Raw genomic sequence first — 22,829 nt, forward strand, 5'->3', positions numbered from 1 at the left:
CGTGACGGTTTTTATAATCCCGCGCCGGGCGCAGAACTTCCAGTGCTTCAAAGGGGGCAGGGGGCGTTGGCCCGTCTTCCTTCAGCATGGCTTTGAGCGCGTCGCGTGCCGCGCAAATTTCCTCTTTGGAGCGGCCAATGGCATTGGCCCCCACCACAGAGGCCGCTGCCTGTCCCAAAGCGCAGGCTTTCACATCCTGTCCAAACTGTGCAATCACACCATCTTTGAGAGCAATGTCCACGGTGACTGTGCTGCCACAGAGGGGAGAGCGTTTCTTGACGCTGGCATCCGGGGTGGGCAGACGATCCGTATGCGGGATTGCAGCTGCGAGCTGCAAGATCTGGCCAGAGTAGAGCTTGATCAGGTCGGTTTCGCCGGACATGGAGGTTTCCTTTGTTGCTGCTTTTGTAGATAGAGAGGAAAATACCGGATGCAAAGAGGGACGATGGTATGGGCTTTGATGCAAAAGCGCTGAAATATAATGATGCGGGGCTGATCCCGGCCATTGCGCAGGACAGCGAGAGTGGCGAAGTTCTGATGATGGCCTGGATGAATGTCGAGGCGGTGGAGCGTACCTTGGAAACCAAGCGCGTGACCTATTGGAGCCGGTCGCGTCAGTCTTTCTGGATCAAGGGGGAGACCTCCGGGCATGTGCAGGAACTGGTCGATTTCCGCTATGATTGTGATCAGGATTGTATTCTGGTTCTGATCAAACAGGTGGGGGCGGCCTGTCACACCAATCGGCGCACCTGTTTTTACACAGCGGTGCGCGATGGGGAAAATGTCGAGCTTATGGCTCCGATGGCGGATTAAAGCCCGACCATGGCGCGGATATCGGCAGGGCTGGCGCCCTCTGCGCGATATTTGGCAATCGCGCGGGCGTCGTCGCGTTTTGCAAGACGTTTGCCTGCGGCATCGCGGATCAAATCATGGTGATGGTAGTGCGGCGTCGGCAGCTTGAGCAGGGCCTGTAACAGCACATGAATGGCGGTGGCCTCAAAGAGGTCTGCGCCGCGAATGACATGACTGACCTGTGTGGCAGCATCATCAAGCACCACCGAGAGATGATAGGATGCGGCCATATTGCGTCGCGATAGGACGACATCTCCGACGCGTGTCATGAGGATCTCTGTGTTGAGGGTATGGTCGCCAGCGTAGAGCGGGCCGCTCTCTGTGAAGGTCAGCGGCAAGGCGATTGTACAGGCTTTTTCCATATTGAGGCGCGTGCAGGTGGCGTCTTGCGCCATATGGTTGGCGTAACGGCAGGTGCCCGGATAGACGCGGCCATCTGGGCCAAATTGCGGCACGCCTTCCTGCGGGGCATTTGCCGCAGCTTCGATGTCGCGCCTTGTGCAAATACACTCATAGGTCAGCCCCATATCGCGGAGCTGATCCAGAGTGGCGCGATAGGCGTCAAAATGGGCGGATTGTTTGCGCACCGCGCCATCCCAGGTGATCCCGAGCCAGTGCAGATCCTCATAGATCTGCTCTTCCCATCCAGCGCGTGCGCGAGACTGGTCCAGATCATCAATCCTCAGTAGAAACTGGCCAGCTGCGTCACGTGCCATGTCATGCGCCAGAAGGGCAGAATAGGCATGCCCGAGGTGCAGAGGGCCAGTTGGAGAGGGCGCAAAGCGCGTGATGAATGTCACGTTGGTCAATCGCTTTTAAGTTTGCGCCACCCTAAGGTGAAGTGCGTTAGGCGTCCACCTTGGTCTGAGCATCCAGCCATGCCTGCCAGTCGGATTTGGCGCGGTCTGTGTAGGCTTTGTAGCGGTCTTTACGCCCGCGACGACCGCCTTTGAGCCCATCAACCGGCTGGAACAGCCCGAAGTTCACATTCATGGGCTGGAAGGTTTTGGCTTCGGCCCCTCCGGTGATGTGATGCACAAGTGCGCCCATGGCGGTGTTTTGTGGGGCAGTCTCCAGCGCGGTCCCCAAGATCTCAGCGGCGGCAAGGCGGCCCGCCAGCAGCCCCATGGCAGCACTCTCTACATAGCCTTCAACACCGGTGACTTGCCCAGCAAAACGAATATTGGGGCGCGATTTCAGGCGCATCTGATCGTCTAGAAGCGTGGGGGAATTGATGAAGGTGTTGCGGTGAATGCCGCCAAGGCGGGCAAAGGAGGCATTTTCCAGACCCGGGATCATTTTGAACACTTCGGACTGGGCACCATATTTCATCTTGGTCTGAAAACCAACGATATTATAAAGCGTTCCCAAAGCGTTATCGCGACGAAGTTGTACCACTGCATAGGGTTTGTCATCGGGTTTATGGACGTTGGTGAGCCCCACCGGTTTCATTGGACCAAAGCGCAGGGTTTCGCGGCCACGTTCGGCCATCACCTCAATTGGCAGACAGCCATCAAAATAGCCCGCAGTCTCGCCTTCGTGGAATTCTGTTTTGTCGGCTGCCAGCAGCGCGTCGATGAAGGCCTCATATTGGTCCTTTGTCATCGGGCAGTTGAGGTAGGCTTTGCGCTCTTCTTCGGTCTCGCCTTTATCATAGCGCGATTGCAGCCAGGCCACATCCATATCGATGCTCTCGGCATAGACAATCGGGGCGATGGCATCAAAAAACGCCAGACGGTCCGCACCGGTTTCGGCCTGAATGGCCGCGCCCAGAGACGTGGAGGTCAGCGGGCCGGTGGCGATGATCCAGTGGCCGTCGCTGGGCAGTTCGGTGATCTCGCCGTATTCAACCGTGACATTGGGGTGCGCCATCAGCGCTTCTGTCACAGACTCGGCAAATGGATCACGGTCCACCGCCAGTGCGCCCCCAGCGGGAAGACGGTGTTCATCGGCTTTGGCCATGATCAGCCCGTCCGCTGCGCGCATTTCCCAATGCAGCAGGCCCACGGCGTTTTGCTCATCATCGTCAGAGCGGAAGGAGTTGGAACAGACCATCTCCGCCAGATGCCCGGTGCGATGGGCAAAGGTTTCCACCTTTGGGCGCATCTCGTGGATCACCACCTGAACGCCCATGTTCGCGGCCTGCCATGCGGCCTCGGAGCCGGCCATACCGCCGCCAATGATATGCAATGTCTGTGTCATGCAGGCGGACATAGGCGAGGGGCTGCGGTTTGGGAAGGGGGGAAGCGTGCTCTATTGGTCCCAAGTGGGGGTTTCTTTGTTGAGAAAGGCGGCAATGCCTGCTTCGGTTTCGCGCCAAAGCATGTTTTCGACCATCACGTCGCCAGTGTAGTCATATGCCTCGGCCAGAGGTTTCTGGAGCTGCTCATAAAAGGCTTCTTTGCCAATTTTGACCGCCAGCCCCAGTTTGGAGGCCACGGTTTCTGCAAGTGCTGTGGTGGTGGTGGCGAGATCTGCTTCGGGGACCACGCGGTTGATCAGCCCCAGTGCTTCGGCGCGCTCCGCGGTGATGAACTGGCCAGTGGTGAGCATTTCCATGGCATGTTTGCGGCCAATGTTGCGGCTGAGCGCCACCATGGGCGTGGAGCAGAAGAGGCCGATGTTCACACCATTCACGCCAAAGCGGGTGCCCTCAGCGGCCACGGCCATATCGCAGGTGGCCACCAGTTGACAGCCCGCCGCCGTGGCAATGCCATGCACCTGGGCAATCACGGGCTGTGGCAGTTTTTGAATGCTTTGCATCATCGTGGCGCAGCGGGTGAACAGATCTTTGAAATAGGCTTTGCCCTCGTCTTCGTTCTGACGCCCTGCGGTCATCTGTTTGAGGTCATGACCGGCGCAGAAGGCTTTGCCCGTGCCAGACAGCACCACGGCGCGCACCGTATTATCTTGCGCGATCTCCGCCAGGGCCGATTGAAGCGCAGCCAGCATTTCATCAGACAGAGCATTGAGCCGCTCCGGCGCATTCATTGTGAGATGTGCCACTGCATTTGTGTCGCGACGTTCCAAAATTGTCATCTTGCCCTCCCTAAGTAATGCCGCAACGTTAGCGGGAGAGGAGAGGGAGGAAAAGCATGCAAGCAGTTATGAGCGCGGAGGAAATGAACGCGTTTCTGGATGACGTGTTTCCGCAGGTGAAAGGCGCCTTTGTTGTTGAGCATCTGGATGGGGTCAACACGGTGATGCGGATGCGGATTTCCGAGCAGCATTTGCGCCCCGGCGGGACGGTATCGGGGCCCACAATGTTCACGCTGGCGGATGTTGCAGCCTATGTTGCGACATTGGCCTGCATTGGGCGCGAAGCCCTGACGGTGACCACCAACTGTTCATTGGATTTTATGCGTAAGCCGGTTTCGGGCCGTGATTTGATCGCCAAAGCCACGCTTTTGAAGCTGGGGCGGAACCTGTCCGTGAGCCATATTCTGATTTATTCGGAGGGCGAGGACATGCCGGTGGCGCGCGCGAATATGACCTACGCGATCCCGCCCAAGTCATGAAGATTCTACGCTGGTGTCTGTTGGTCGTGATGCTTGCGGGTGCCAGCCGGTTTTTGCATTTGAGCAGGGGGGCCGCTGGATCCTGTTGGCGGCACCCCGGTTTGGGTGTTTGATCACGGATATCACGCGGGGCTTGTTATACCCAGAGAGGGATTGGAACGGTTTGGTGAGGGATTGGCCGAGGCGTGGTTGGTACAATTTCCAGATGCGGACTGGTTTGAGTTCGGTTGGGGGGATGCAGGATTTTATTTCGAAGTTCCGACGTTTGACGATGTGACTCTCTCGATAGGAGCGCGGGCTTTATTGATGCCTTCGCCGAGCGTTTTGCATATCGCAACGGGGCGGGGTTCCCCTGTGGAGGTCTTTGCGGCTTCAGATCATGTGGCGCTGAAGCTGTCTGACCAAGCGCTGTCAGACGTGTTGAAATTTGTGGAGCGTTCTGCGGTGTCGCCAGACCAACTGGTGCCGGTGCTGTATGGCGTCAGCGCATTCTATGACGGGCGTGGGAAGTATCATCTGTTTCAAACCTGCAATTCCTGGGTGTCGCAGGTGCTGCGGGCTGGCGGGCTTGCCTCTGCGCCGGGGCCTTCGGTGATCAGTGGCGGTTTGTTATGGGATCTTCAGCGACGTTATGGCCGCACGTAAAAAGGGGTCGGGAAAATCCCGACCCAGTGGAAGAGGCAAAAACTGACGGGGATCAGATTTGCCACATCTTTTTGCGGGCTTCAGCGCGCGCTTCTGAGAGCGTCATGCCAATATCTTGCAACTGAGCAGCGTCGAGTCTGGAGAGTTCGCGGCGTGTACGGCTGCGTTGATCCCATAGTGTGACCGTTGCCGCAAAAGACAGTGCCAGACGTGCAGCAACCGGAAGACGGTTGGTGGCGGCGTGCAGGGACAGGCTTTCAAGATGTGCTGTGGTCATTGTCATGGTCATCTCCAATATTGTATTGATACAATCCTCAAGTTTGTTACAGTGCCTGTGTAGCTTTGGGTGGATACAATTGCGAGGAAAACATTGTGACTGGTACAATATGGCCGCCAGATTTTGAAAATTGTACTGATCCAAAATATCTAGTGTTGGTACAATCTCTGCGCTGTGCTGTCCGAAGCGGTCATTTGGCTGTTGGAGAGAAGCTGCCGCCTGTGCGGGATTTGGCCTGGCAGTTGGGCATCACACCGGGAACTGTTGCCCGTGCTTACAAGTTGGCAGTGGAAGAAGGGCTGCTTGAAACAACGGTGGGGCGCGGCACCTTTGTGGCGGATGGGCGTCTGGAACCCATGCTAGGCCCAGAGCCTCTTGTCACCCTGTCACAGAGCGAAGATGTCGATTTGCGCGCGGTGCGTGTGCCGGACGTGGGGCAGGACAAGGCCATTCATGGTGCCATGGCGCGGGTTCTGGCCGCGGAGCCCTCTTATTTGCTGTGCCCGGATTCGGTGACCGATTTGGTGGCGCGGCAGGCTGTGGTGAATTGGATCGGCCATGACATCGCCGCGCGACTTTCCATAGATGATGTGGTTCTGACCCTTGGTGCGCAGAATGCCTCTATGATTGCAATGCAGTGCTGTTTGCATGGCTCTTCTCCGGTTGTGTTGACGGAGGAGGTGACCTTTCCGGGGGTGCGACATGCCTGTCGGTTGCTGCGCGCGGATGTGATTGGCGTGGGGATTGATCAGGATGGTTTGCGTCCTGATCGCCTGGAGGAGGCTTTGCGGCGGCATGGCGCGCAGGTTCTGGTGACCTCTGCGCAGGCCCACAGTCCAACAACCGTTCATACGCCTTTGGCGCGTCGGCAGGAGATTGCCGAACTTGCCCGGCGCTACAACCTGCAAATCATTGAGGATGATTGCTACGGTTTGAATGCCTCTGAAACACCTTCGTATCGGATGTTGTGCCCGGATCGCGCTTGGTATCTGGGATCACTCACGAAAGCGGTCTCCTCTGCCTTGCGGTTTGGGTTTTTGGTGCCACCGGAAGGGCGCGCGCAGATGGCGCGACATGTGATGCAATCCAACTGTTATGGCGTGCCACAGCCGATGCTTGATATCTGTGCGGAATTGATTTTGAGCGGCGAAGCCGCCGCCATCCGTCAGAAGGTGATTGCCGCCATCGAAAAACGTGTGCGTGTCGCGGTCAACATCTTGGGAAGCTGGGATATCCGCTGGCGTCGCGATGTGCCTTTTATCTGGCTTAAGCTGCCTCAGGGCTGGCGGGGCTCAACCTTTGTGCGCGCTTGCGATGCGCGTGGGATACGGATCAAGTCCGCTGATGAGTATGCTTTGCCCGACGGGCAGGCGCCCAATGCCGTGCGTATTGCGCTCGCACCTGAGTTGCCTGTCGCGGATTTGCAGGCCGCGCTTGAGATTGTGTCTGAGTTGCTCGCGAAACCGCCGCTGTGGAATGAAAATTAATGGGGTAATATAATACCTATTTTGTAATGCATTGTTTTTGATGGCTTTATTTGATTTTTCGACGCTTGACGCTGTGTGTGGCTGCTTTATAACCCGGCCATCGCATTTTGATGCGTCAGCCATTGGCGCATCTGTCAACCAATCATGGAAGACCTGACATGAAAACCTTCTCTGCTACTCCGGCAGACATCGAGAAGAAATGGATCATCATCGACGCCGAAGGCGTGGTGCTGGGCCGTCTCGCTTCGATCGTCGCCATGCGCCTGCGCGGCAAGCACAAGGCATCCTTCACTCCGCACATGGACATGGGTGACAACGTCATCGTGATCAACGCGGACAAAATTCAGCTGACCGGTAAGAAGCGCTCTGACAAGACCTACTACTGGCACACTGGCCACCCAGGCGGCATCAAGTCCCGTACTGCTGAGCAGATCCTGGAAGGCGAGCACCCAGAGCGTGTTGTGACCAAAGCGGTTCAGCGCATGCTGCCTGGCAACCGTCTGTCCCGCAAGCAGATGACCAACCTGCGCGTTTACGCTGGTGCTGAGCATCCGCATGAAGCACAGGCCCCTGAAGTGCTGGACGTGAAGTCCATGAACAGCAAGAACACCCGGAGCTAACCCATGGCTGATCAAATCAACTCGCTTGAAGAGCTGAACGCCGTAGCCGGTGAAGAAGCTGTTGTAGAAGTTGCGGCTCCTCGTGAGCCAGTGCGCGACGAACTGGGCCGCTCCTATGCGACCGGTAAACGTAAAGACGCTGTTGCCCGCGTATGGATCAAGCCGGGTTCCGGCAAGGTCATCGTGAACGGCAAAGACCAGGACAAGTATTTTGCACGTCCGGTTCTGCAGCTGATCCTGCGCCAGCCTTTCCAGGTTGCCGGCGTAGAAGGCGAATTCGACGTCTATGCCACCGTGAAAGGTGGCGGTCTGACCGGTCAGGCCGGTGCGGTGAAGCACGGTATTTCTAAAGCTCTGCAGCTTTATGAACCCTCCCTGCGCGCACCTCTGAAAGCCGCTGGCTTCCTGACACGCGACAGCCGCGTTGTGGAACGTAAGAAATACGGTAAGCGCAAAGCGCGTCGTTCGTTCCAGTTCTCCAAGCGTTAATCGCTGGACAACATATCAAAAAGAAAGGGCTCGCAGATTTGCGGGCCCTTTCTTTTTGCAAATATAGCGCTGTGACCTGTGTGCGCTGAGAGGTGTCATCGAGATTTGGAGAGTTGGTGTTAGATGGCGATTAGGTGCCTGCGTCCGATGCGGCTTGTGTTCCCAATGTGCGCGCCTAGTATAACCAGCGACCGACAGCAGGGGCTGAACTCCTATTTTGGAAAAATAGATGATCACAGAGTTTATTAAGAAGTTTGCCTTTCGGCACACAAATTTTGGTGCGCCCAAGTATTCATACAATATTGAGCCGGAGCAATTGGCGGAAATCATTTCCAGCATTGTGGCCTTGAGTAAGCGGGGGCACCGCCTCAATCTTCTTGAGATCGGCGTCGCCCGAGGTATGACAACACGCTTCATTGCCGAGCATATCGAGAAAAACAGGCTCGATGTTGCCTTCTATTGCTTGGACACGTTTTCCTCCTTCACGGCAGAAGACGTGGATTACGAAATCCAAAACCGCGGTAAATCCAGAGGGGAGCTTGCCGGGTTTTCCTACAATGATTTTGAAACCTGGAAGCGCAACTTCTCTGACTATGACTTTGTCAAAGCGATACAATGTGATGTGGCGGATTTTGACTTTGCTGAAATCGATGGCGGCATCGACTTTGTTTTCTTGGATGTCGACCTCTATCAGCCCACATTAAAAGCTTTGCGGAATATGCGGGGTTATCTCAACGCAGGGGCCATTATTCTTGTGGATGACGTTGCCGACAACAACAGCTGGGATGGTGCGTTCGAAGCCTTCTTTGAATTTGTGAAGGAAGAGGGGATTGATCATGAGGTTGTTGGCAACAGATGTGGCAAGATCATCTGGCAGGGGTGATGAAAGAGAAAAGGGGCGCGAGGACGCCCCTTTGCGTGGCCTTCTGGTGACGATCAGCTGTTGGCCAGACCTTCCGCCTCAACCTGTTCCCAGATCGCATCCCAGACTTTTTGCATACGGCTCTTGTGCTTCACCGCTTTGGCGGCTTCGTAGTTGCCCATCATACCTTCGCCCTGAACGATGATCAGGCCGGCCATGCCCATGCTGACGTGGGGTGTGCATTTGTAGCCGTAAAACCCCGGAGTGGTGAGCGTGACTTCAAAATCTTTGCTGATCTTGCTTTTCCACGCCTCGGCGCCCTCTGGCAGCATGCCTTCTAGGGTTTGTGTATTGTGGCCCTTGTCGACGGAGACGAAGCGGACGGTATCGCCGGGTTGCACAACCTGAATCAGAGGTTTGAAGATCATGCGACGCTTTTTGTCGTCGGGATCCTTGTTGAGCATTTCAATGTCGAGGGTTGCCTGACCCAAAGAGGGCTGAGCAAGCAAAAGTGCGACTCCGGCGAGGATCACTTCGCGGCGGTTCAGTTTGAGTGTCATTTTATGGTTCTCAGATACAACTCACGCATTCAAAAACATGCGCTTTCCGGTTTCCGGCTGTCCACAGATGCGCAAACATAAGCAGTTGGCTCCTGCCGCCTTGGATAGGCAAGCAGCGCGGAGGCATCAACTTGCAAAATGCGCCAGAGGTCGCGTCAAATCGCCACCACCCTTAGGCGCTTGCACTACAGGCAGCGAGCTTGCGGATCACATATCTGAACTCAGACGTAAAATCCGATCCGGGTAGTCTTTGGGGAAATGCCATACTGCTGAGTCTGGCGTGCGTTCCAAGCCACGTTTGGCAGGCGGCGAGCCTTTGAGCAGAGAGAGGAAAATGTCGCTGCTTGTCCAAGGGGATGAGCGGAAATACCAATGGCCATTGCCAAGCGCGGCACCCGGTGCGTCGGTCACATCAATCAGGCTGACCTTCGGGACGTCAATCAAGCGATGCTCAAGCGCGCGCGACTCTTCGCTGTTGTCGCCGATCTGTCCAAGGCGGTGGCGCCCAAAAACAAGACGCGACATGCCCAATGCGGAATCGCTGCTCGACATGTAAATGGAGAGATGATCCATGATATCCAGCAGCCCGTCCCCGATCGCTTCGGCAAAATAGGTGCGGTCCAGATCGCTGCCTACCAGGATCACCTGACCCAATTTGGCGTTGGACGGATTAGATTTATGTTTGAGGGCCAATTGATATGTGGCCTCAAATGCCAAGCGCGAACCGGCGCTATATCCAATCAGATGAATGCGACGCACATCCGTTTCCTGGGCCAGGAATTCGATCAAAACACGTAGGTTTTTGCGTGTGGCATTGGCCGTTTCCAGATCTTTGAAATAAGCCGTACGGCGCGGTGTTGCGGCCCAGTTGTAGCTGATGAAGGCCCCTTTGTAGCCCAGAAAGTGCTGCAACTCCTGTGAGATCAGCGTGGGATATTCGAAATCCACGTTGTAGCCATGCACATAGATCACCGCATCCTGACCGCCGGAGGCAGCCAATTGGCGATTGATGCTGTCCCGAAAGTCACGATGTACCCGTGCGAGCGTGTCCGCAGGGGGCGGCGTGATCAAGGGATTGGGCGAGGTGACGGGCAGTGGCCCGAGTTCCTCAACGGCCGTCACGCTCAAGGTGCGCTCAATCTCGCGGTTCTCTGCCAGCGTGATGTCTTTGAACTCTGCCCAACTTTTGATGCGAGGGGTCATATTGACGGTCGCCACGCCCACCCTCAGCAGATGGCCGCGTCGATTGGCATAGAAGTCGCTGGCATCATCCGGCGTCGCAGGGGCGCGATCTGTGGCATAAAAAAGGGTGGTATGCCCGATCAGTTCCTTTTCGCCATGGCCATGGAAAGGATCCAGCGCGCCGCTTGTGAAAGCGACTGGCGAGGGCATCAAGGTCACTTCATTATATTGGTTCTCTCCACAGGCGATGAGCCCAAGGTAGAGTGTAAAAATGAGCGCGACACGGGGTTTCATGACTATTTGTCCGCATCAATCAGGCCAAGACCACGCAGATAGACACCGATGCCACTTTCAAGCAGGTCTTCTGGGGCGAAGGGGCTTTGGGTGCCGGGGGAGTTGCGAGCATAGAGCTCTACAACGCCGTGGCTCATGGCCCAGACATGGGCAGAGAACATGCTCGCCGGAGGGCGTTTTTCGGGGGGGATGTGCTTGGACAGTTCCGCAGCGGCGTGTTCCATAACGCCACGCGCGCGGGTTGCCACAGCGGCCAGTTCTGGTGTGCGGTTGACAGAAATGCCGCTTTCAAACATCGCGATGTAGTGGCCGGGGTATTTGCGGGCAAAGGCGAGATAGGCACGTCCGGTGGCTTCAAAAGAGGCCAGGGCCGATGGTTGGCCTTTGTCAAAGGCAAACTGCATGAGATCTGCAAAGATTTCATAGCCTTGGCGCGCTGCTTCTGCGATGAGATCTTCGCGCCCCTCAAAGTGGCGATAGACCGCCGCTGGGGTCACCCCTGCGGTTTTGGCAGCCTCAGACAGGGTAAAGCCCGTGGGGCCTTTGGCCTCAATCAGGCTCAGAGCCGCCTCTACCAGCGCCTGACGCAGGTTGCCGTGATGATAGCCACGTTTAGGCATTCCAGATATCCGGTCCGCCGCAGATCAAGGGATCAATCTCGCCCAGTGCGACGGTATCTTTGCCGTCGTAGGGCAGGGCCTGTAGCACAGTGCGAATGGCACTCAGACGCGCGCGTCGTTTGTCGTCAGAGCGGATCACGGTCCAGGGGGCGAGCGCGCTGTGGCTGCGGGTCAGCGTTTCGTCGATGGCTTGTGTGTAGGCATCCCAGCGTTTGAGGCCTTCGACGTCAATCCAGCTCAGCTTCCACTGTTTGAGCGGATCTTTTTCGCGGGCCAGAAAACGACGCAACTGTTCGGCGCGGCCAACGTTGAGCCAGAATTTGAAGAGATAGACGCCATCGTTCACAAGTGCCTGTTCAAATCCGGGCACCTGTCGGAAAAACCGCTCTCTGTCTGCGTCTTCGGTGAAGCCAAAAACCTGTTCCACAACACCGCGATTGTACCAGCTGCGATCATAGAAAACGATCTCTCCGCCAGAGGGGAGGTGATTGATATAGCGTTGAAAGTACCATTGGCTCTGTTCGGCGTCTGTTGGCTTTGACAGGGCGACCACGCGGGCACCGCGCGGATTGAGGTTTTCGCGAAACCGCTTGATGGTGCCGCCTTTGCCAGCGGCGTCACGGCCTTCAAACACCATAGCGATGCGTGCGCCACTTTCCTTGGCCCAGTGCTGCATCTTGACCAATTCGATTTGCAGGGCTTCAAGCGCAGCTTCATAGGCTTTGCGTTCTAGCCGATCCTTGTGAGGGTAGTTGTCTGACAGGATGTCCTTCTTGCCCGCATCCATGATGGCAGTGCGGATCTCTTTGGGCGCGTCTTCATCAAAATAGCGGCTGATGGCACCGTCAAATGGCAAGCCCATGAAACATCTCCCTTTTCCCCACTATGGGCTGCAGCGGATGGTGATGCAATGCGCGGTGTTAACTTACGTTACATCGCATCCCTGAGAGGGCGTCAGGCGCGCAGGTCGGTGATTTCGTGGCCAATGCGAGACATGTCAAACGGCGTGGTTTGATAGATCTCAGAAATCCAGTTGCCATAAAGCAGATGTGCATGGCTGCGCCAGCGGTTCTGCGGAGGGTTGGCCGGGTTGTTGTCCGGGTAATAATTATCCGGCACGTTGATTGGCGTGCCTTCGGCCAAATCGCGGTCGTATTCCTGTTTCAATGTGTCACTGTCGTATTCGAAGTGATTGAAAATAAACAGATCCCGCGTCTTTGGATTTTCTACAAGACAGGGGCCGACCTCTTCGCTGTGCAGGAGGGTGCGCAGCTCAGGGCGGGTGTCTATCTCGTCTTGGCGAATTTCTGTCCAGCGGCTCACCGGAATCACACAGTCATCAGAAAAGCCGCGCAGGAAAGGCGAGGCGTGGGCGAGGTTCTGGTGTCGGAAACAGCCAAATGCCTTGTGATCAAGGATATGTTTCTGCACGCCATGGAAGTAGTTGATCATGGCCATGCCACCCCAGCAGACCCCAAAAGTGGAGTGCACATGCGTGCGGGTCCAGTCAAAGACTTCGCAGAGCTCATCCCAATAGGTGACCTCTTCAAAGGGCATATGCTCAATGGGAGCGCCGGTGATGATCAGCCCGTCAAATTTTTCTCCGCTGGCCTTAATATCCTGAAAAGGCCGGTAGAATTCAGCCATATGTTCTGCGGCTGTGTTGCGGGTTTTGTGCTCTGTCATGCGAATGAGCGAGAGCTCAAGCTGCAACGGAGTGGCACCGATCAGACGGGCGAATTGATTTTCCGTCTGGATCTTCTTGGGCATCAGATTGAGCAGACCAATCCGCATGGGGCGGATGTCCTGACGCGCGGCTTGATCCGCGGCCATGACCATGACGCCTTCGTGCTTGAGCACGTCAAAGGCGGGCAGGTCGGCGGGGATCTTGATAGGCATGTCAGTCTCTCTGGTGTTTTATGGTAGGGGCCATAGTTAGGCGGCTGAGGCGTGATCCTCAAGGGCCGTTGCGATCACGTCGATGACATCTGAGGCGGAGGCAACGGCGGCAACACGTTCGGCGGGCAGCGTCAGACCCCATTTTGCCATGGCTTCATAGCGCGGTTGGCGGTGGGCAAGGGCGCGGGCATAGGTCCAGCGCACAAAGGTGTCCGGATCGACCGAGCTTTCGACATGGCCGGTTTCACCAAGATAGTCTGACCATGCTTGTATCAGAAATTCCGGCTGATAATACATAGGCTTAGGAGCTCGATCAAAACGACGCACCAGCTCTTCTGTATGGGCGTCAGAGCCTTTCAGCCAGACCATCAGGGTATTCTGTGACAGCATGGTGAGCACAGGATCCTCTGGGTCTGAGGGATCCACCACCTCACAGATGGACCCGCCGGTATCGCAGACAAAATGGTCATAGCCATAAAGGGTCTGCGCACGGTCAATAAAGGGTTTGGTATCCATCAATGCGGCAATCTCTGCAGTGCGATGCTGCTCTTGGCGCTGCATGTAATCGGCAAAGGCCAGGCCACCCTGTTCGGGGTTGCCGGGCTTGCCGAGATAGGTGGAGAGCGGGGCGAGATTGTTGAAGGTGATGTTGGAGGCGATGTAGATCGAATCCGACATGAGAAGGTCGCGCAAAAAGGGAACTTTCATGGCCTCGCGCTTGGCGTTATCGGCGATGTATTCGCCCATGTAGCGGGTGCCAATGCGGTAGTCTATAGAGTAGTGAAACCATGCGCCGCTGTCACGTAACGCATTGGAAATATGAGTTTTCCCAAGACCGGACATTCCAAAAAGCAACAGTTTTTTCTGGCTGGCGTCCCGCCATTCCTGCGCCGATGTGTAGATCATGGCTGTGTCCCTTTGTCTTGTGGTCCCGGTGGTAAAGCGCGGGGGCGGAGGGGTCAAATGCAATTGCGCAACGGCGGCGTTAACCAAAAAAATCCGTGTCGGTATTGCGTCGGTATCCCGGCGGTAAGGCGTCGGTGCAAAATTAGGAGCGGATGAAACCTATGTGCGGCGTGCGCGGGCCGTTGCCCTGCGCGGTGTGGGGGCTGTGCAGTGGGGGCCAGCCCCCACACCCCCGGGATATTTGTATCAAGAGGAAGCAGGCGACATGCAAAAGGCGCGGTGTGAGTGCCGCGCCTTTTGGGAGAATGGTGTATTGGATCAGACCAGCCGTGAGTTGTCTTTGGCGGCGCGCACAAAATCGCGGAACAGCGGGTGCGGATCAAACGGCTTGGATTTGAGTTCCGGGTGGAACTGCACGCCGATGAACCATGGGTGATCTTCCCACTCCACAATTTCGGGCAGGCGGCCATCGGGGCTCATACCGGAGAAGCGCAGACCGCAGGCTTCAAGCTGTTCACGGTATTTGATGTCGACCTCATAGCGGTGACGGTGACGCTCTTCGATGGCGGCGCTGCCGTAGACTTCGGCCACTTTGGAGCCTTCGGTCAGGGCTGCGTCATAGGCGCCAAGGCGCATGGTGCCGCCTTTGGCATCCGTCGCCTTGCGGGTGACCTTGGCGTTGCCCTGCACCCATTCCTTGAGGTGATAGACCACCGGCTCAAAGCGGGTTTCGCCAGCTTCGTGATCAAACTCTTCGGAGCCCGCATCGGTGATGCCGGCTTTGTTGCGGGCCGCTTCGATCACGGCCATTTGCATGCCCAGACAGATGCCGAGGTAAGGGATCTTATGCTCACGCGCATATTGCGCCGCTTTGATTTTGCCTTCGGTGCCGCGCTCGCCAAAGCCGCCGGGCACCAGAATGGCGTCATAGCCTTCCAGATGTGGTGCGGCATCGCCTTTGTCAAAGACTTCGGCATCGACCCAGCTGACCGTCACTTTGACACGGTTGGCCATGCCGCCGTGGGTCAGCGCCTCTTTGATGGATTTATAGGCGTCTTCAAGCTGGGTGTATTTGCCAACGATGGCCACATTGACCTTGCCGTCGGTGTTGTGGATACGGTCGTTCACATCTTCCCAGACCGACAGATCCGGGCGCGGGGCCGGGGCGATGCCAAAGGCATCGAGAACCGCCTGGTCAAGACCTTCGCGATGGTAAGCCAGCGGGGCTTCATAGATGGATTTCAGATCATAGGCGGCCACAACATGTTCTTTGCGCACGTTGCAGAACAGAGCGATTTTCTGACGCTCTTTTTCCGGGATCGGCTGCTCAGAGCGGCAGACCAGAATGTCGGGTGCGATGCCGATGGATTGCAGCTCTTTGACAGAGTGCTGGGTCGGTTTGGTCTTGAGCTCACCGGAAGCCGCCAGATAAGGCAGCAGGGTGAGGTGCATGAAGATCACATCGCCACGAGGTTTGTCATGGGCGAACTGGCGGATGGCTTCAAAGAAGGGCAGACCTTCGATGTCGCCCACGGTGCCGCCGATTTCGCAGAGCATGAAGTCGACCTCATCGTCGCCCACATGCAGGAAGTCTTTGATTTCATTTGTGACATGGGGCACGACCTGAATGGTTTTGCCCAGATAGTCGCCGCGGCGCTCTTTCTCCAGCACGTTGGAATAGATGCGGCCGGAAGAGACTGAATCGGTCATGCGGGCGGGCACGCCGGTGAAGCGCTCATAGTGGCCCAGATCCAGATCGGTTTCCGCGCCATCATCGGTGACGAAGACTTCGCCATGTTCAAAAGGCGACATGGTGCCCGGATCGACGTTCAGGTAAGGATCGAGCTTGCGCAGTCGGACAGTGTAGCCACGTGCCTGTAGCAAGGCTCCCAATGCCGCTGAAGCAAGACCTTTGCCCAGCGAAGAAACAACCCCACCCGTGATGAAAATGTAGCGAGCCATGCCTCTGGCGTCCCCCGTGATTGTGGACCCTCGTGTCGAAGGTGTGTGTCGATGTAGCAGCGCCCGGGCCCTTGGAAATGGTCCCAAATTTGACCCAGCATCACGGGACTTAAGTCATATAGGATTCGCAGCAAAAAGGCAACCAGACCGCAAGATGCTGTTGCGGGTGATTGTCATGCCTCAAGCTGTGGTGGATGCCCGGTTTGGGCAAAAAACAAGTGGCCCCGGAAGGGCCACTTTGATCTGCGATGAACGCGTTTATCAGTCTGCGCGTGGCACCAGAGGGGCGTTGTCACCCTCAGATGGGGGCAGCAGAGAGTCGCCTGCGCCCGGCAGAGTTGGGGCGGTTTCTTCTGCCGCAGGGGCGGTGGTGCCGAGGCGATCAAAGACCGAGCTGGAAGAAGAGTTTTTGGCCGCAATCACGGTCAGCGCGATAGAAGTACAGATGAAGGCCGCTGCCAAAATCCATGTCACGCGGGTCAGCGCGCTTGCGGCTGCACGACCGGAGACGGCACCGCCGCCGCCACCCATGCCAAGGCCACCGCCCTCAGAACGCTGCATCAGAACGACGCCAATCAGCGCCAGAGCAAGAAGAAGATGGATGATGAGGACAACGTTTTCCATTGGGACCTGTAAAGCGAGCGTTCGGATTTGTTAGCGGCGTATGTAGGCAAGTTTGGCGCGGGGGGCAAGGTGGTTTCGTGAAGTTGGCCGGCTCTGGCGCTTTCGGGGGAGATCTGGCGCGATGAGGGCGACGTTTTGGTGATAGACGGGTATGGAGGCTTCTGGCAGGGTTGCCCCATGCCACATGATCACGACCACCCGCATTCACATTTGCCCTCCGACCCTGCTTTGCGGGTGAAGGCACTGGAAACATTGTTGACGGACAAAGGCTTGGTGGATCCGGCCGCCCTAGATGAGATCATTGATCTCTATCAGAACAAGATTGGTCCCCAGAATGGTGCCAAGGTGGTGGCCAAGATGTGGGCGGACCCGGAGTTTCATGCGGTGATGCTGCGCGATCCGATGCCGGTGTTGCGCGATATGGGGCTTTATGGGCGGCAGGGGGAGCATATGGTGTTTGTGGAGAACACCGAGGAGACCCACAATATGGTCGTTTGTACCCTGTGCAGCTGTTACCCGTGGCCGCTTTTGGGTATTCCACCGGGCTGGTACAAGTCCGATGCCTATCGCGCACGGGCCGTGCGGGAGCCGCGCAAGGTGCTGGAAGAGTTTGGCCTGACTTTGCCAGAGGGCCAGAGGGTGCGGGTGTGGGACAGCACGGCGGAGGTGCGCTATCTGGTGGTGCCGCAGCGGCCTGCGGGCACGGAAGGCCTGAGCGAGGCGGCGCTGGCAGCGCTGATCACACGCGACAGTATGATTGGCACCGCGCTGGCGAAGGATGCGCAGACATGAGCCGGATCCATGATATGGGTGGTCGTCTGGGCACGGGGGTGGTGGACCCGACGGATGGCTATGATTTTGCAGAGGCCAAGGACTGGCACAAACGGGCGCTCGCATTGAATGTGGCCTGCGGCTTTTTGGGGCAGTGGAACATTGATGCGTCGCGCCATGCGCGGGAACTGCTGCGCCCGGAGGATTACATGCGGTATTCCTATTATGAAAAATGGATGGGCGGCCTTGCGGACTTGATGGTGGCGCGTGGCGTTTTGACGGAGGCGGAGCTAGCGAGCGGGCAGGCGGATGGGATTTCGCCTGTGGCGGAGCGGGCGGCGAAGCCCGGCGCGGTCACGGAGGCTTTGATGAATGGCAGCCCTTATACGCGCGAGGCCGCTGCGCCGCAGTTTGCGGTGGGTGCAAAAGTGCAGACCCGGCGGCCTGCGCGCAATGTGAAGGTGCCGGGCGGGCACACACGCCTGCCAGACTATGCCAGCGGGGCCAAAGGCGAGGTGATCTTGCAGCATGGCGCACATGTGTTTCCCGACAGCAACGCGCATTTTCAGGGGGAGGCGGCAGAGCCGCTTTATGCGGTGCGGTTTTCAGCGCAGGACCTGTGGGGGGCGGAGGCGGATCCGCGTGATGAGGTCGTGCTGGATCTGTGGGAGAGTTATCTGGAGCCAGCAGAATGACGTGGTGTGGCGACAGGCCGGATCCCGCCTTTGAGGCCCCTTGGCATGCGCAGGTCTTCGCGCTGACGGTGGCGTTGAATGAGGCAGGGCATTTTGAGTGGGCGGATTGGGCTGCGCGGTTTGGTACCACACTGAAAGCGCATGGCCTGACCAAGGAGCTTGATGGCGGGGAGGATTACTTCAACGCTTGGCTGGAGACTCTGGAAGCGCTGCTGATTGAGATGAAATTGGCCGAAGCAACCGTTTTGACCCACATGAAAAAGGCGTGGACAGAGGCCTATTTGTCCACGCCGCATGGTCAGCCGGTGAAGCTGTCTCACTGAGTTTGCTTAGGGCTGCGATGCGCCATAGGCGCCGATATGGGTAACCGTTGAGCCAGAGACACTGAAGGTGCCGCCCACTTCTTCGGCGTTGGGGCCAAAAAAGTTGCCTTGAGTGCTGCCCGTACCGCTACCGGATGTCAGGTTGGCATTAAAGCCAGAGTCCGTGATCGTTCCTGTGCCGTTGAAGTCGAGTGAACTTAAACGGCTGGTGCCGCCGTCGATCAAATTTGTTGCCAGTGTGTTGTTGCTTGAGATGGCGACAGTGTTGAAGTCTGTGGTGGAGAGCGTCACGTCAAACTCTGTTCCATAAAGATCCCCGTCACCCACAGTGGCCATGCCCACGCCCTTGCCGTTGTAGGTTGCAGTGCCAGATGTCGGTACGTCTGCTGCGGCTGTTCGTGACCCGTAAGATCCGGCTGCGACAGATCCGCGTGTGTTGGTGTCACCATCGAGCCAGGTGCCGTAGCTGGTGTGATCCAGCCCTGCGGTTTCCGGGTTGGCGAATATTGCAACGGATCTATCGCTGCTGCTGCTCAAAACTGCAATGTGTTGGCTGACACTGCTTGTGCCATCATCGCGCGTGTCGATGTTGAAGCCAGAGCTTCCGGCCGTTGCGCGCGTGGCGACTTGCTCACCGTTTCTAAAGGTCGCGGTAAGCGTGCTGTCTGTTGGCCGACTTGGATCTTCAAAAGTCAAACGCCCGGTCACTGTATTGCGGCGATAGTTCATCGTGACGGCTTCTCCCTGAAGCGCAACGCTTCCGCTGTCGGGAAGGTCGCTGATCTCAGTGAAAGGAGTTGCGTCCGAACTTGAACCGCCACCACCGCATGCAGAAAGCGCGGTTGCGCAAAGCAAGGCCGCGATCGTGAATTTATATTTCATTGTACTGTCGTTTTCAGAATTTGATCGTGAATGAGTTGGTGTTGCGGGTGCATTCTCTGTGGATGCAAAAAAGGCTGTTTCTGCCTTGCTAGGAGTGCTTCACTCTATTTTACATCGCAGCTTGCACGTGTGATTTACTACTTTTTAACTCACCTTAAAAGTGTGGTTTATCACCAGTTTTGGTCTGAAAAACCTTGCCATGTACATGCGGGAGACCAGCCCTGTGAGGGGAGCAGACGGGAAATTCCCGTCCTGCGTCACAAATTTGAGAAGTTTGCGGTTTCACCGTTCGCACAACATCGCTAAAAGGGCGCGGGTTTGAACTCTCTGCAAAGGACCGGATATGGCCAATGTTGTTGTTGTAGGCGCTCAGTGGGGCGATGAGGGAAAAGGCAAGATCGTTGACTGGCTCAGCGAACGTGCCGATGTCATCGCACGGTTCCAAGGGGGACATAACGCTGGCCACACTCTGGTGATCGACGGGAAAGTCTACAAGCTGCATGCGCTGCCTTCTGGCGTTGTGCGCGGTGGCAAGCTGTCGGTGATTGGCAATGGTGTGGTGCTGGATCCATGGCACCTGATCAAAGAAATTGCGACTGTGCGTGAGCAGGGTGTCGAAATTTCGCCGAAAACGCTGATGATTGCGGAGAACACGCCGCTGATCATGCCGTTCCACGGCGAATTGGACCGTGCGCGCGAAGAAGCGGCCTCCAAAGGCACCAAGATTGGCACCACCGGGCGTGGCATTGGCCCAGCCTATGAGGACAAAGTGGGCCGCCGTGCGATCCGTGTGGCAGACTTGGCTGACGAAGCGACGCTGGAAGCGCGTGTGGACCGTGCATTGCAGCACCACGATCCGCTGCGTAAAGGTCTGGGCGTGGAGCCGATTGACCGCGACGCGCTGATTGTCAAACTCAAAGAGATTGCAAAAGAAATCCTGCCCTATGCGGCACCTGTCTGGAAAGTGCTGAATGAGAAGCGCAAAGCGGGCAAGCGGATCCTGTTTGAAGGCGCTCAGGGCGCGCTTCTGGACATTGATTTTGGCACCTATCCGTTTGTGACCTCTTCCAATGTGATCGCGGGCCAAGCCGCCACTGGCGTCGGCATCGGCCCGGGCTCCATCGATTATGTGTTGGGCATTGTGAAAGCTTACACCACCCGTGTGGGTGAAGGCCCGTTCCCAACCGAGCTTCTGAAAGAAGACGGCACTCCGGACGCGGATGGCGAGCGTCTAGGCACCCGTGGCCATGAATTTGGCACCACCACGGGCCGTCAGCGCCGCTGTGGCTGGTTTGATGCCGCTCTGGTGCGTCAGACCTGTGCGACTTCTGGTATCAAAGGCATCTGCCTGACCAAACTGGACGTTCTGGACGGCTTTGAAACGCTGAAAATCTGTGTGGGCTATGATCTGGATGGCGAAACGCTGGACTATCTGCCCACAGCGGCGGATCAGCAGGCACGTTGCACGCCGATCTATGAAGAGATGCCAGGCTGGAGCGAGACCACAGAAGGCGCGCGCAGCTGGAACGATTTGCCGGCCAATGCGATCAAATATGTCAAACGCGTGGAAGAGCTGATTGACTGTCCGGTGGCGCTTCTGTCCACCAGCCCGGAGCGCGAAGACACCATTCTTGTGACCGATCCGTTTGCGGATTGATCTCGTAATCTCCCAAAACAGGAGAGGCTGATATGGCATTGAGTTACAAAGCACGTCGCCGGGTCGCATTGCTGGTGCTGGTTGTGGGGCTGCCGATCTACATTCTGGTGGCAACGGTGCTTGCGACAACTATAGCGCCGAATTCCTTTTTGGGCACTTTGGCGCTTTATGTGGGGTTGGGCATTGTCTGGATCATGCCGTTTAAATCGGTGTTCAAAGGCATCGGGCAGGCGGATCCAGATGCGGATCCAGTGCGCTTTGATGACGATCCGCAATAGGCTGAAATCAAATAAAATAATGAAACGGCGGCATCTCATGTGCCGCCGTTTTGCGTTGATTTGCCCCATTGTCAGGCGCCGAGAGATTGGGCAGTCTCTGATCCATTGGAGGAACAGGTTTTGGCAGAACTCCCCGCGCGTGCGCCGTTTTCTTATCGGGATGACCCGGCAGTGCCTGCATTTGAGGACAGCGGGCCGGTGACCGTGATGGATGGGGACTGCGCGTTGTGCAGTTTTGGGGCCCGTATGATTGCACGGTTCGATCATGCGGAACGATTCAAAATCTGCCCGGCGCAAACCGCGCTGGGCACCGCGCTGTTGGGGCATTATGACCTGTCGCCTGATGATCCTGAAAGCTGGCTTTTGCTCTATGATGGGCAGGCTTATGCCTCTCTGGATGCGATGATCCGCGCCGGAGCTCTTGTGGGTGGGATTGGGCATGCGCTTTGGCCCTTGCGGGGCTTGCCGGGGCCCGCTCAGGACTGGATCTATCGCCGGATAGCGCGCAATCGCTATCGGTTGTTTGGGCGATCTGACATGTGTGCGTTGCCGGATGAAAAACTGAAGGCGCGGCTTTTGCTCAAGTGACTGTGGAAAGAAAAAGCCCGGTCGCGGGGACCGGGCTTTAGAGATGAGATATGGTGCGAAGGTCAGCCGACCTCGCGATCCTCTGGCTTGAAGTTGATGGAGGCATTTGCGGTGAAACGCCCGCCTTCGAGCTTTTCAATCTTCTTCTCGCGCAGCAGTTGACCAAAGCTGCGCAGGCCCATTTCGCGGGTGAATTGGGGAATATTCACTTCGCGGGACATGCGCATCAGCATGGGGCGTGAAAACTGCTTGAGGCCTTCGACATAGGTCAGATAGGCGGCGGCCGCCTCGATGCTTTCGGGCAGCTGGGTGGCTCCGATGCTGGCCGCGTATTTGGAAAATCCGCTCAATGTGGCATTTGAAGAGCTGACCGGGGCAGCGGGCCGCGCGATTTGTGCGCGGTCCAATTGGTCAGAGGACACGCGGCGCGGACGAACAGGGACGCGACGCGGGGCCTTTTGCGGCTCTTCAGCCGACGATTGAGCGGATTGTTCCGGGGCGGCAGCCTCAGGTGTGTCGACGCGTTGCGACGGCACGAGTGTCAACGGAGCGGCGGCAGGCTTGTCAGCTCTTTCGGCGTCTGCGCCTTTGCCGCCGGGCACAGCCCGCACAACGCTGGCCAGATCATCGCGGTAGGCGATGGTGTCATCCTTGCTCTTACCAGTTTTGCCTGCGCGCTTTTCGGCACGGGTTGCCGCAACAGCGGCGCGCAAATGTGCGATGGCACTGCGGCGTCCTTTGCCAGCAGGCTCTTCCATTTCCGTGTCTGCCTTGGCCATGAGGCGGGACAGATCCGGTTCGGGGCGGGCGGTGGCTTTTGACGCGGCGGGGGCTTGTG

The 22,829-nt window shown here is 57.1% G+C and carries 27 protein-coding genes and 1 pseudogene; 13 read left to right on the forward strand and 15 right to left on the reverse strand.

The window, feature by feature from the left end:
- The coding region (locus SHM7688_RS12515) for an iron-sulfur cluster assembly scaffold protein (protein WP_058240291.1) at positions 1-382 on the reverse strand (382 nt) is incomplete at its 3' end.
- A gap of 68 nt (positions 383-450) precedes the next feature.
- On the opposite strand from SHM7688_RS12515, the gene hisI reads away from it, so the two are divergent.
- The gene (gene hisI, locus SHM7688_RS12520) at positions 451-813 is read left to right on the forward strand and encodes a phosphoribosyl-AMP cyclohydrolase (protein WP_058240292.1); all 363 of its coding nucleotides are present in this window, start codon (positions 451-453) and stop codon (positions 811-813) included.
- On the opposite strand, the gene gluQRS is transcribed toward hisI, so the two are convergent.
- The 3 genes from gluQRS to SHM7688_RS12535 are packed head-to-tail and all read right to left on the reverse strand — an operon-like array spanning position 810 to position 3,891.
- Entirely contained in the window at positions 810-1,652 is an 843-nt protein-coding gene (gluQRS, locus tag SHM7688_RS12525; RefSeq protein WP_058240317.1) for a tRNA glutamyl-Q(34) synthetase GluQRS, read from the reverse strand. The genes hisI and gluQRS overlap by 4 nt on opposite strands.
- Positions 1,653-1,698: 46 nt before the next feature.
- Positions 1,699-3,054: a methylenetetrahydrofolate--tRNA-(uracil(54)-C(5))-methyltransferase (FADH(2)-oxidizing) TrmFO gene (trmFO, locus tag SHM7688_RS12530; RefSeq protein ID WP_058240318.1), complete on the reverse strand. Its 1,356-nt coding sequence runs from the start codon at positions 3,052-3,054 to the stop codon at positions 1,699-1,701.
- 51 nt (positions 3,055-3,105) lie between these two features.
- Positions 3,106-3,891, reverse strand: coding sequence for an enoyl-CoA hydratase (locus SHM7688_RS12535; protein WP_058240293.1), 786 nt, complete (start codon positions 3,889-3,891; stop codon positions 3,106-3,108).
- A 56-nt stretch (positions 3,892-3,947) separates the two neighbouring features.
- On the opposite strand from SHM7688_RS12535, the gene SHM7688_RS12540 reads away from it, so the two are divergent.
- Together SHM7688_RS12540 and SHM7688_RS12545 are read left to right on the forward strand one after the other, a co-directional pair.
- Complete coding sequence (locus SHM7688_RS12540) at positions 3,948-4,370, forward strand: PaaI family thioesterase (protein ID WP_058240294.1); 423 nt, start codon at positions 3,948-3,950, stop codon at positions 4,368-4,370.
- Between the two features lie 105 nt (positions 4,371-4,475).
- A complete protein-coding gene (locus SHM7688_RS12545) occupies positions 4,476-5,015 on the forward strand; it encodes a DUF2459 domain-containing protein (protein WP_158500697.1) in 540 nt (179 codons plus the stop codon).
- Positions 5,016-5,067: 52 nt separating this feature from the next.
- Here SHM7688_RS12545 and SHM7688_RS12550 read toward each other — a convergent pair whose 3' ends face one another.
- Positions 5,068-5,298: a DUF1127 domain-containing protein gene (locus SHM7688_RS12550; RefSeq protein WP_144432585.1), complete on the reverse strand. Its 231-nt coding sequence runs from the start codon at positions 5,296-5,298 to the stop codon at positions 5,068-5,070.
- Between the two features lie 146 nt (positions 5,299-5,444).
- Here SHM7688_RS12550 and SHM7688_RS12555 point away from each other — a divergent pair, with 146 nt between their 5' ends.
- The 4 genes from SHM7688_RS12555 to SHM7688_RS12570 all read left to right on the forward strand — a co-directional run bounded on the left by SHM7688_RS12555 (position 5,445) and on the right by SHM7688_RS12570 (position 8,771).
- A complete protein-coding gene (locus SHM7688_RS12555; protein ID WP_267885339.1) occupies positions 5,445-6,779 on the forward strand; it encodes an aminotransferase-like domain-containing protein in 1,335 nt (444 codons plus the stop codon).
- Between the two features lie 158 nt (positions 6,780-6,937).
- The gene (gene rplM / locus SHM7688_RS12560) at positions 6,938-7,399 is read left to right on the forward strand and encodes a 50S ribosomal protein L13 (RefSeq protein WP_058240296.1); all 462 of its coding nucleotides are present in this window, start codon (positions 6,938-6,940) and stop codon (positions 7,397-7,399) included.
- 3 nt (positions 7,400-7,402) lie between these two features.
- Entirely contained in the window at positions 7,403-7,888 is a 486-nt protein-coding gene (gene rpsI / locus SHM7688_RS12565; protein WP_058240297.1) for a 30S ribosomal protein S9, read from the forward strand.
- A gap of 229 nt (positions 7,889-8,117) precedes the next feature.
- Positions 8,118-8,771 carry a class I SAM-dependent methyltransferase gene (locus SHM7688_RS12570; RefSeq protein ID WP_058240298.1) on the forward strand — a complete coding sequence of 218 codons (654 nt, stop codon included), beginning with the start codon at positions 8,118-8,120 and terminating at the stop codon, positions 8,769-8,771.
- Positions 8,772-8,824: 53 nt separating this feature from the next.
- Here the strand turns inward: SHM7688_RS12570 and SHM7688_RS12575 are convergent, their stop codons facing one another.
- From SHM7688_RS12575 to secG, 8 genes are all read right to left on the reverse strand, one after another.
- Positions 8,825-9,310 (reverse strand): pseudoazurin, encoded by a 486-nt coding sequence (locus SHM7688_RS12575; RefSeq protein WP_058240299.1) that lies wholly within the window; start codon positions 9,308-9,310, stop codon positions 8,825-8,827.
- Between the two features lie 207 nt (positions 9,311-9,517).
- Positions 9,518-10,786 (reverse strand): alpha/beta hydrolase, encoded by a 1,269-nt coding sequence (locus SHM7688_RS12580; protein ID WP_058240300.1) that lies wholly within the window; start codon positions 10,784-10,786, stop codon positions 9,518-9,520.
- Positions 10,787-10,788: 2 nt separating this feature from the next.
- Positions 10,789-11,406 carry a TetR/AcrR family transcriptional regulator gene (locus tag SHM7688_RS12585; protein WP_058240301.1) on the reverse strand — a complete coding sequence of 206 codons (618 nt, stop codon included), beginning with the start codon at positions 11,404-11,406 and terminating at the stop codon, positions 10,789-10,791.
- The gene (ppk2, locus tag SHM7688_RS12590) at positions 11,399-12,268 is read right to left on the reverse strand and encodes a polyphosphate kinase 2 (RefSeq protein ID WP_058240302.1); all 870 of its coding nucleotides are present in this window, start codon (positions 12,266-12,268) and stop codon (positions 11,399-11,401) included. The genes SHM7688_RS12585 and ppk2 overlap by 8 nt, the downstream gene beginning before the upstream one ends.
- A 92-nt stretch (positions 12,269-12,360) precedes the next feature.
- The gene (gene metA, locus SHM7688_RS12595; RefSeq protein ID WP_058240303.1) at positions 12,361-13,305 is read right to left on the reverse strand and encodes a homoserine O-acetyltransferase MetA; all 945 of its coding nucleotides are present in this window, start codon (positions 13,303-13,305) and stop codon (positions 12,361-12,363) included.
- 36 nt (positions 13,306-13,341) lie between these two features.
- The gene (locus SHM7688_RS12600) at positions 13,342-14,211 is read right to left on the reverse strand and encodes a hypothetical protein (protein WP_058240304.1); all 870 of its coding nucleotides are present in this window, start codon (positions 14,209-14,211) and stop codon (positions 13,342-13,344) included.
- 318 nt (positions 14,212-14,529) lie between these two features.
- Positions 14,530-16,173 carry a CTP synthase gene (gene pyrG, locus SHM7688_RS12605; RefSeq protein WP_058240305.1) on the reverse strand — a complete coding sequence of 548 codons (1,644 nt, stop codon included), beginning with the start codon at positions 16,171-16,173 and terminating at the stop codon, positions 14,530-14,532.
- 261 nt (positions 16,174-16,434) lie between these two features.
- Entirely contained in the window at positions 16,435-16,797 is a 363-nt protein-coding gene (gene secG / locus SHM7688_RS12610; protein WP_058240306.1) for a preprotein translocase subunit SecG, read from the reverse strand.
- Positions 16,798-16,974: 177 nt separating this feature from the next.
- On the opposite strand from secG, the gene nthA reads away from it, so the two are divergent.
- The 3 genes from nthA to SHM7688_RS12625 are packed head-to-tail and all read left to right on the forward strand — an operon-like array spanning position 16,975 to position 18,586.
- Entirely contained in the window at positions 16,975-17,589 is a 615-nt protein-coding gene (gene nthA, locus SHM7688_RS12615; RefSeq protein WP_058240307.1) for a nitrile hydratase subunit alpha, read from the forward strand.
- A complete protein-coding gene (nthB, locus tag SHM7688_RS12620) occupies positions 17,586-18,263 on the forward strand; it encodes a nitrile hydratase subunit beta (RefSeq protein WP_058240308.1) in 678 nt (225 codons plus the stop codon). Before nthA ends, nthB begins: the two co-directional genes overlap by 4 nt.
- Positions 18,260-18,586, forward strand: a complete 327-nt coding sequence (locus tag SHM7688_RS12625; protein WP_058240309.1) for a nitrile hydratase accessory protein — start codon at positions 18,260-18,262, stop codon at positions 18,584-18,586. Before nthB ends, SHM7688_RS12625 begins: the two co-directional genes overlap by 4 nt.
- 6 nt (positions 18,587-18,592) lie before the next feature.
- Here SHM7688_RS12625 and SHM7688_RS12630 read toward each other — a convergent pair whose 3' ends face one another.
- A complete protein-coding gene (locus SHM7688_RS12630) occupies positions 18,593-19,468 on the reverse strand; it encodes a transferrin-binding protein-like solute binding protein (RefSeq protein WP_058240310.1) in 876 nt (291 codons plus the stop codon).
- 343 nt (positions 19,469-19,811) lie between these two features.
- Here SHM7688_RS12630 and SHM7688_RS12635 point away from each other — a divergent pair, with 343 nt between their 5' ends.
- The 3 genes from SHM7688_RS12635 (at position 19,812) to SHM7688_RS12645 (ending at position 21,991) form a co-directional block, all read left to right on the forward strand.
- On the forward strand, positions 19,812-21,125 hold the full coding sequence (locus SHM7688_RS12635; RefSeq protein WP_058240311.1) for an adenylosuccinate synthase: 1,314 nt from the start codon (positions 19,812-19,814) through the stop codon (positions 21,123-21,125).
- Positions 21,126-21,157: 32 nt separating this feature from the next.
- Complete coding sequence (locus tag SHM7688_RS12640; RefSeq protein WP_058240312.1) at positions 21,158-21,403, forward strand: DUF2842 domain-containing protein; 246 nt, start codon at positions 21,158-21,160, stop codon at positions 21,401-21,403.
- A gap of 120 nt (positions 21,404-21,523) precedes the next feature.
- Positions 21,524-21,991 (forward strand): thiol-disulfide oxidoreductase DCC family protein, encoded by a 468-nt coding sequence (locus SHM7688_RS12645; RefSeq protein ID WP_058240321.1) that lies wholly within the window; start codon positions 21,524-21,526, stop codon positions 21,989-21,991.
- Between the two features lie 62 nt (positions 21,992-22,053).
- Here the strand turns inward: SHM7688_RS12645 and SHM7688_RS19750 are convergent.
- Positions 22,054-22,829 (reverse strand): annotated as a pseudogene (locus tag SHM7688_RS19750) (chemotaxis protein CheA); the annotation flags it as partial.

The organism is Shimia marina (assembly GCF_001458175.1).
GTDB classification, from domain to species: domain Bacteria; phylum Pseudomonadota; class Alphaproteobacteria; order Rhodobacterales; family Rhodobacteraceae; genus Shimia; species Shimia marina.

Coding starts and splice junctions, on each gene's coding strand:
- metA (WP_058240303.1), bottom strand. CDS start 13,305: ATGCCTATCAAGATCCCCGCCGACCTGCCCGCCTTTGACGTGCTCAAG.
- SHM7688_RS12540 (WP_058240294.1), top strand. CDS start 3,948: ATGCAAGCAGTTATGAGCGCGGAGGAAATGAACGCGTTTCTGGATGAC.
- secG (WP_058240306.1), bottom strand. CDS start 16,797: ATGGAAAACGTTGTCCTCATCATCCATCTTCTTCTTGCTCTGGCGCTG.
- SHM7688_RS12575 (WP_058240299.1), bottom strand. CDS start 9,310: ATGACACTCAAACTGAACCGCCGCGAAGTGATCCTCGCCGGAGTCGCA.
- SHM7688_RS12550 (WP_144432585.1), bottom strand. CDS start 5,298: ATGACAATGACCACAGCACATCTTGAAAGCCTGTCCCTGCACGCCGCC.
- SHM7688_RS12570 (WP_058240298.1), top strand. CDS start 8,118: ATGATCACAGAGTTTATTAAGAAGTTTGCCTTTCGGCACACAAATTTT.
- ppk2 (WP_058240302.1), bottom strand. CDS start 12,268: ATGGGCTTGCCATTTGACGGTGCCATCAGCCGCTATTTTGATGAAGAC.
- hisI (WP_058240292.1), top strand. CDS start 451: ATGGGCTTTGATGCAAAAGCGCTGAAATATAATGATGCGGGGCTGATC.
- nthB (WP_058240308.1), top strand. CDS start 17,586: ATGAGCCGGATCCATGATATGGGTGGTCGTCTGGGCACGGGGGTGGTG.
- SHM7688_RS12535 (WP_058240293.1), bottom strand. CDS start 3,891: ATGACAATTTTGGAACGTCGCGACACAAATGCAGTGGCACATCTCACA.
- SHM7688_RS12635 (WP_058240311.1), top strand. CDS start 19,812: ATGGCCAATGTTGTTGTTGTAGGCGCTCAGTGGGGCGATGAGGGAAAA.
- SHM7688_RS12640 (WP_058240312.1), top strand. CDS start 21,158: ATGGCATTGAGTTACAAAGCACGTCGCCGGGTCGCATTGCTGGTGCTG.
- SHM7688_RS12625 (WP_058240309.1), top strand. CDS start 18,260: ATGACGTGGTGTGGCGACAGGCCGGATCCCGCCTTTGAGGCCCCTTGG.
- nthA (WP_058240307.1), top strand. CDS start 16,975: ATGCCACATGATCACGACCACCCGCATTCACATTTGCCCTCCGACCCT.
- pyrG (WP_058240305.1), bottom strand. CDS start 16,173: ATGGCTCGCTACATTTTCATCACGGGTGGGGTTGTTTCTTCGCTGGGC.
- SHM7688_RS12600 (WP_058240304.1), bottom strand. CDS start 14,211: ATGATCTACACATCGGCGCAGGAATGGCGGGACGCCAGCCAGAAAAAA.
- SHM7688_RS12580 (WP_058240300.1), bottom strand. CDS start 10,786: ATGAAACCCCGTGTCGCGCTCATTTTTACACTCTACCTTGGGCTCATC.
- rplM (WP_058240296.1), top strand. CDS start 6,938: ATGAAAACCTTCTCTGCTACTCCGGCAGACATCGAGAAGAAATGGATC.
- rpsI (WP_058240297.1), top strand. CDS start 7,403: ATGGCTGATCAAATCAACTCGCTTGAAGAGCTGAACGCCGTAGCCGGT.
- SHM7688_RS12630 (WP_058240310.1), bottom strand. CDS start 19,468: ATGAAATATAAATTCACGATCGCGGCCTTGCTTTGCGCAACCGCGCTT.
- SHM7688_RS12585 (WP_058240301.1), bottom strand. CDS start 11,406: ATGCCTAAACGTGGCTATCATCACGGCAACCTGCGTCAGGCGCTGGTA.
- trmFO (WP_058240318.1), bottom strand. CDS start 3,054: ATGACACAGACATTGCATATCATTGGCGGCGGTATGGCCGGCTCCGAG.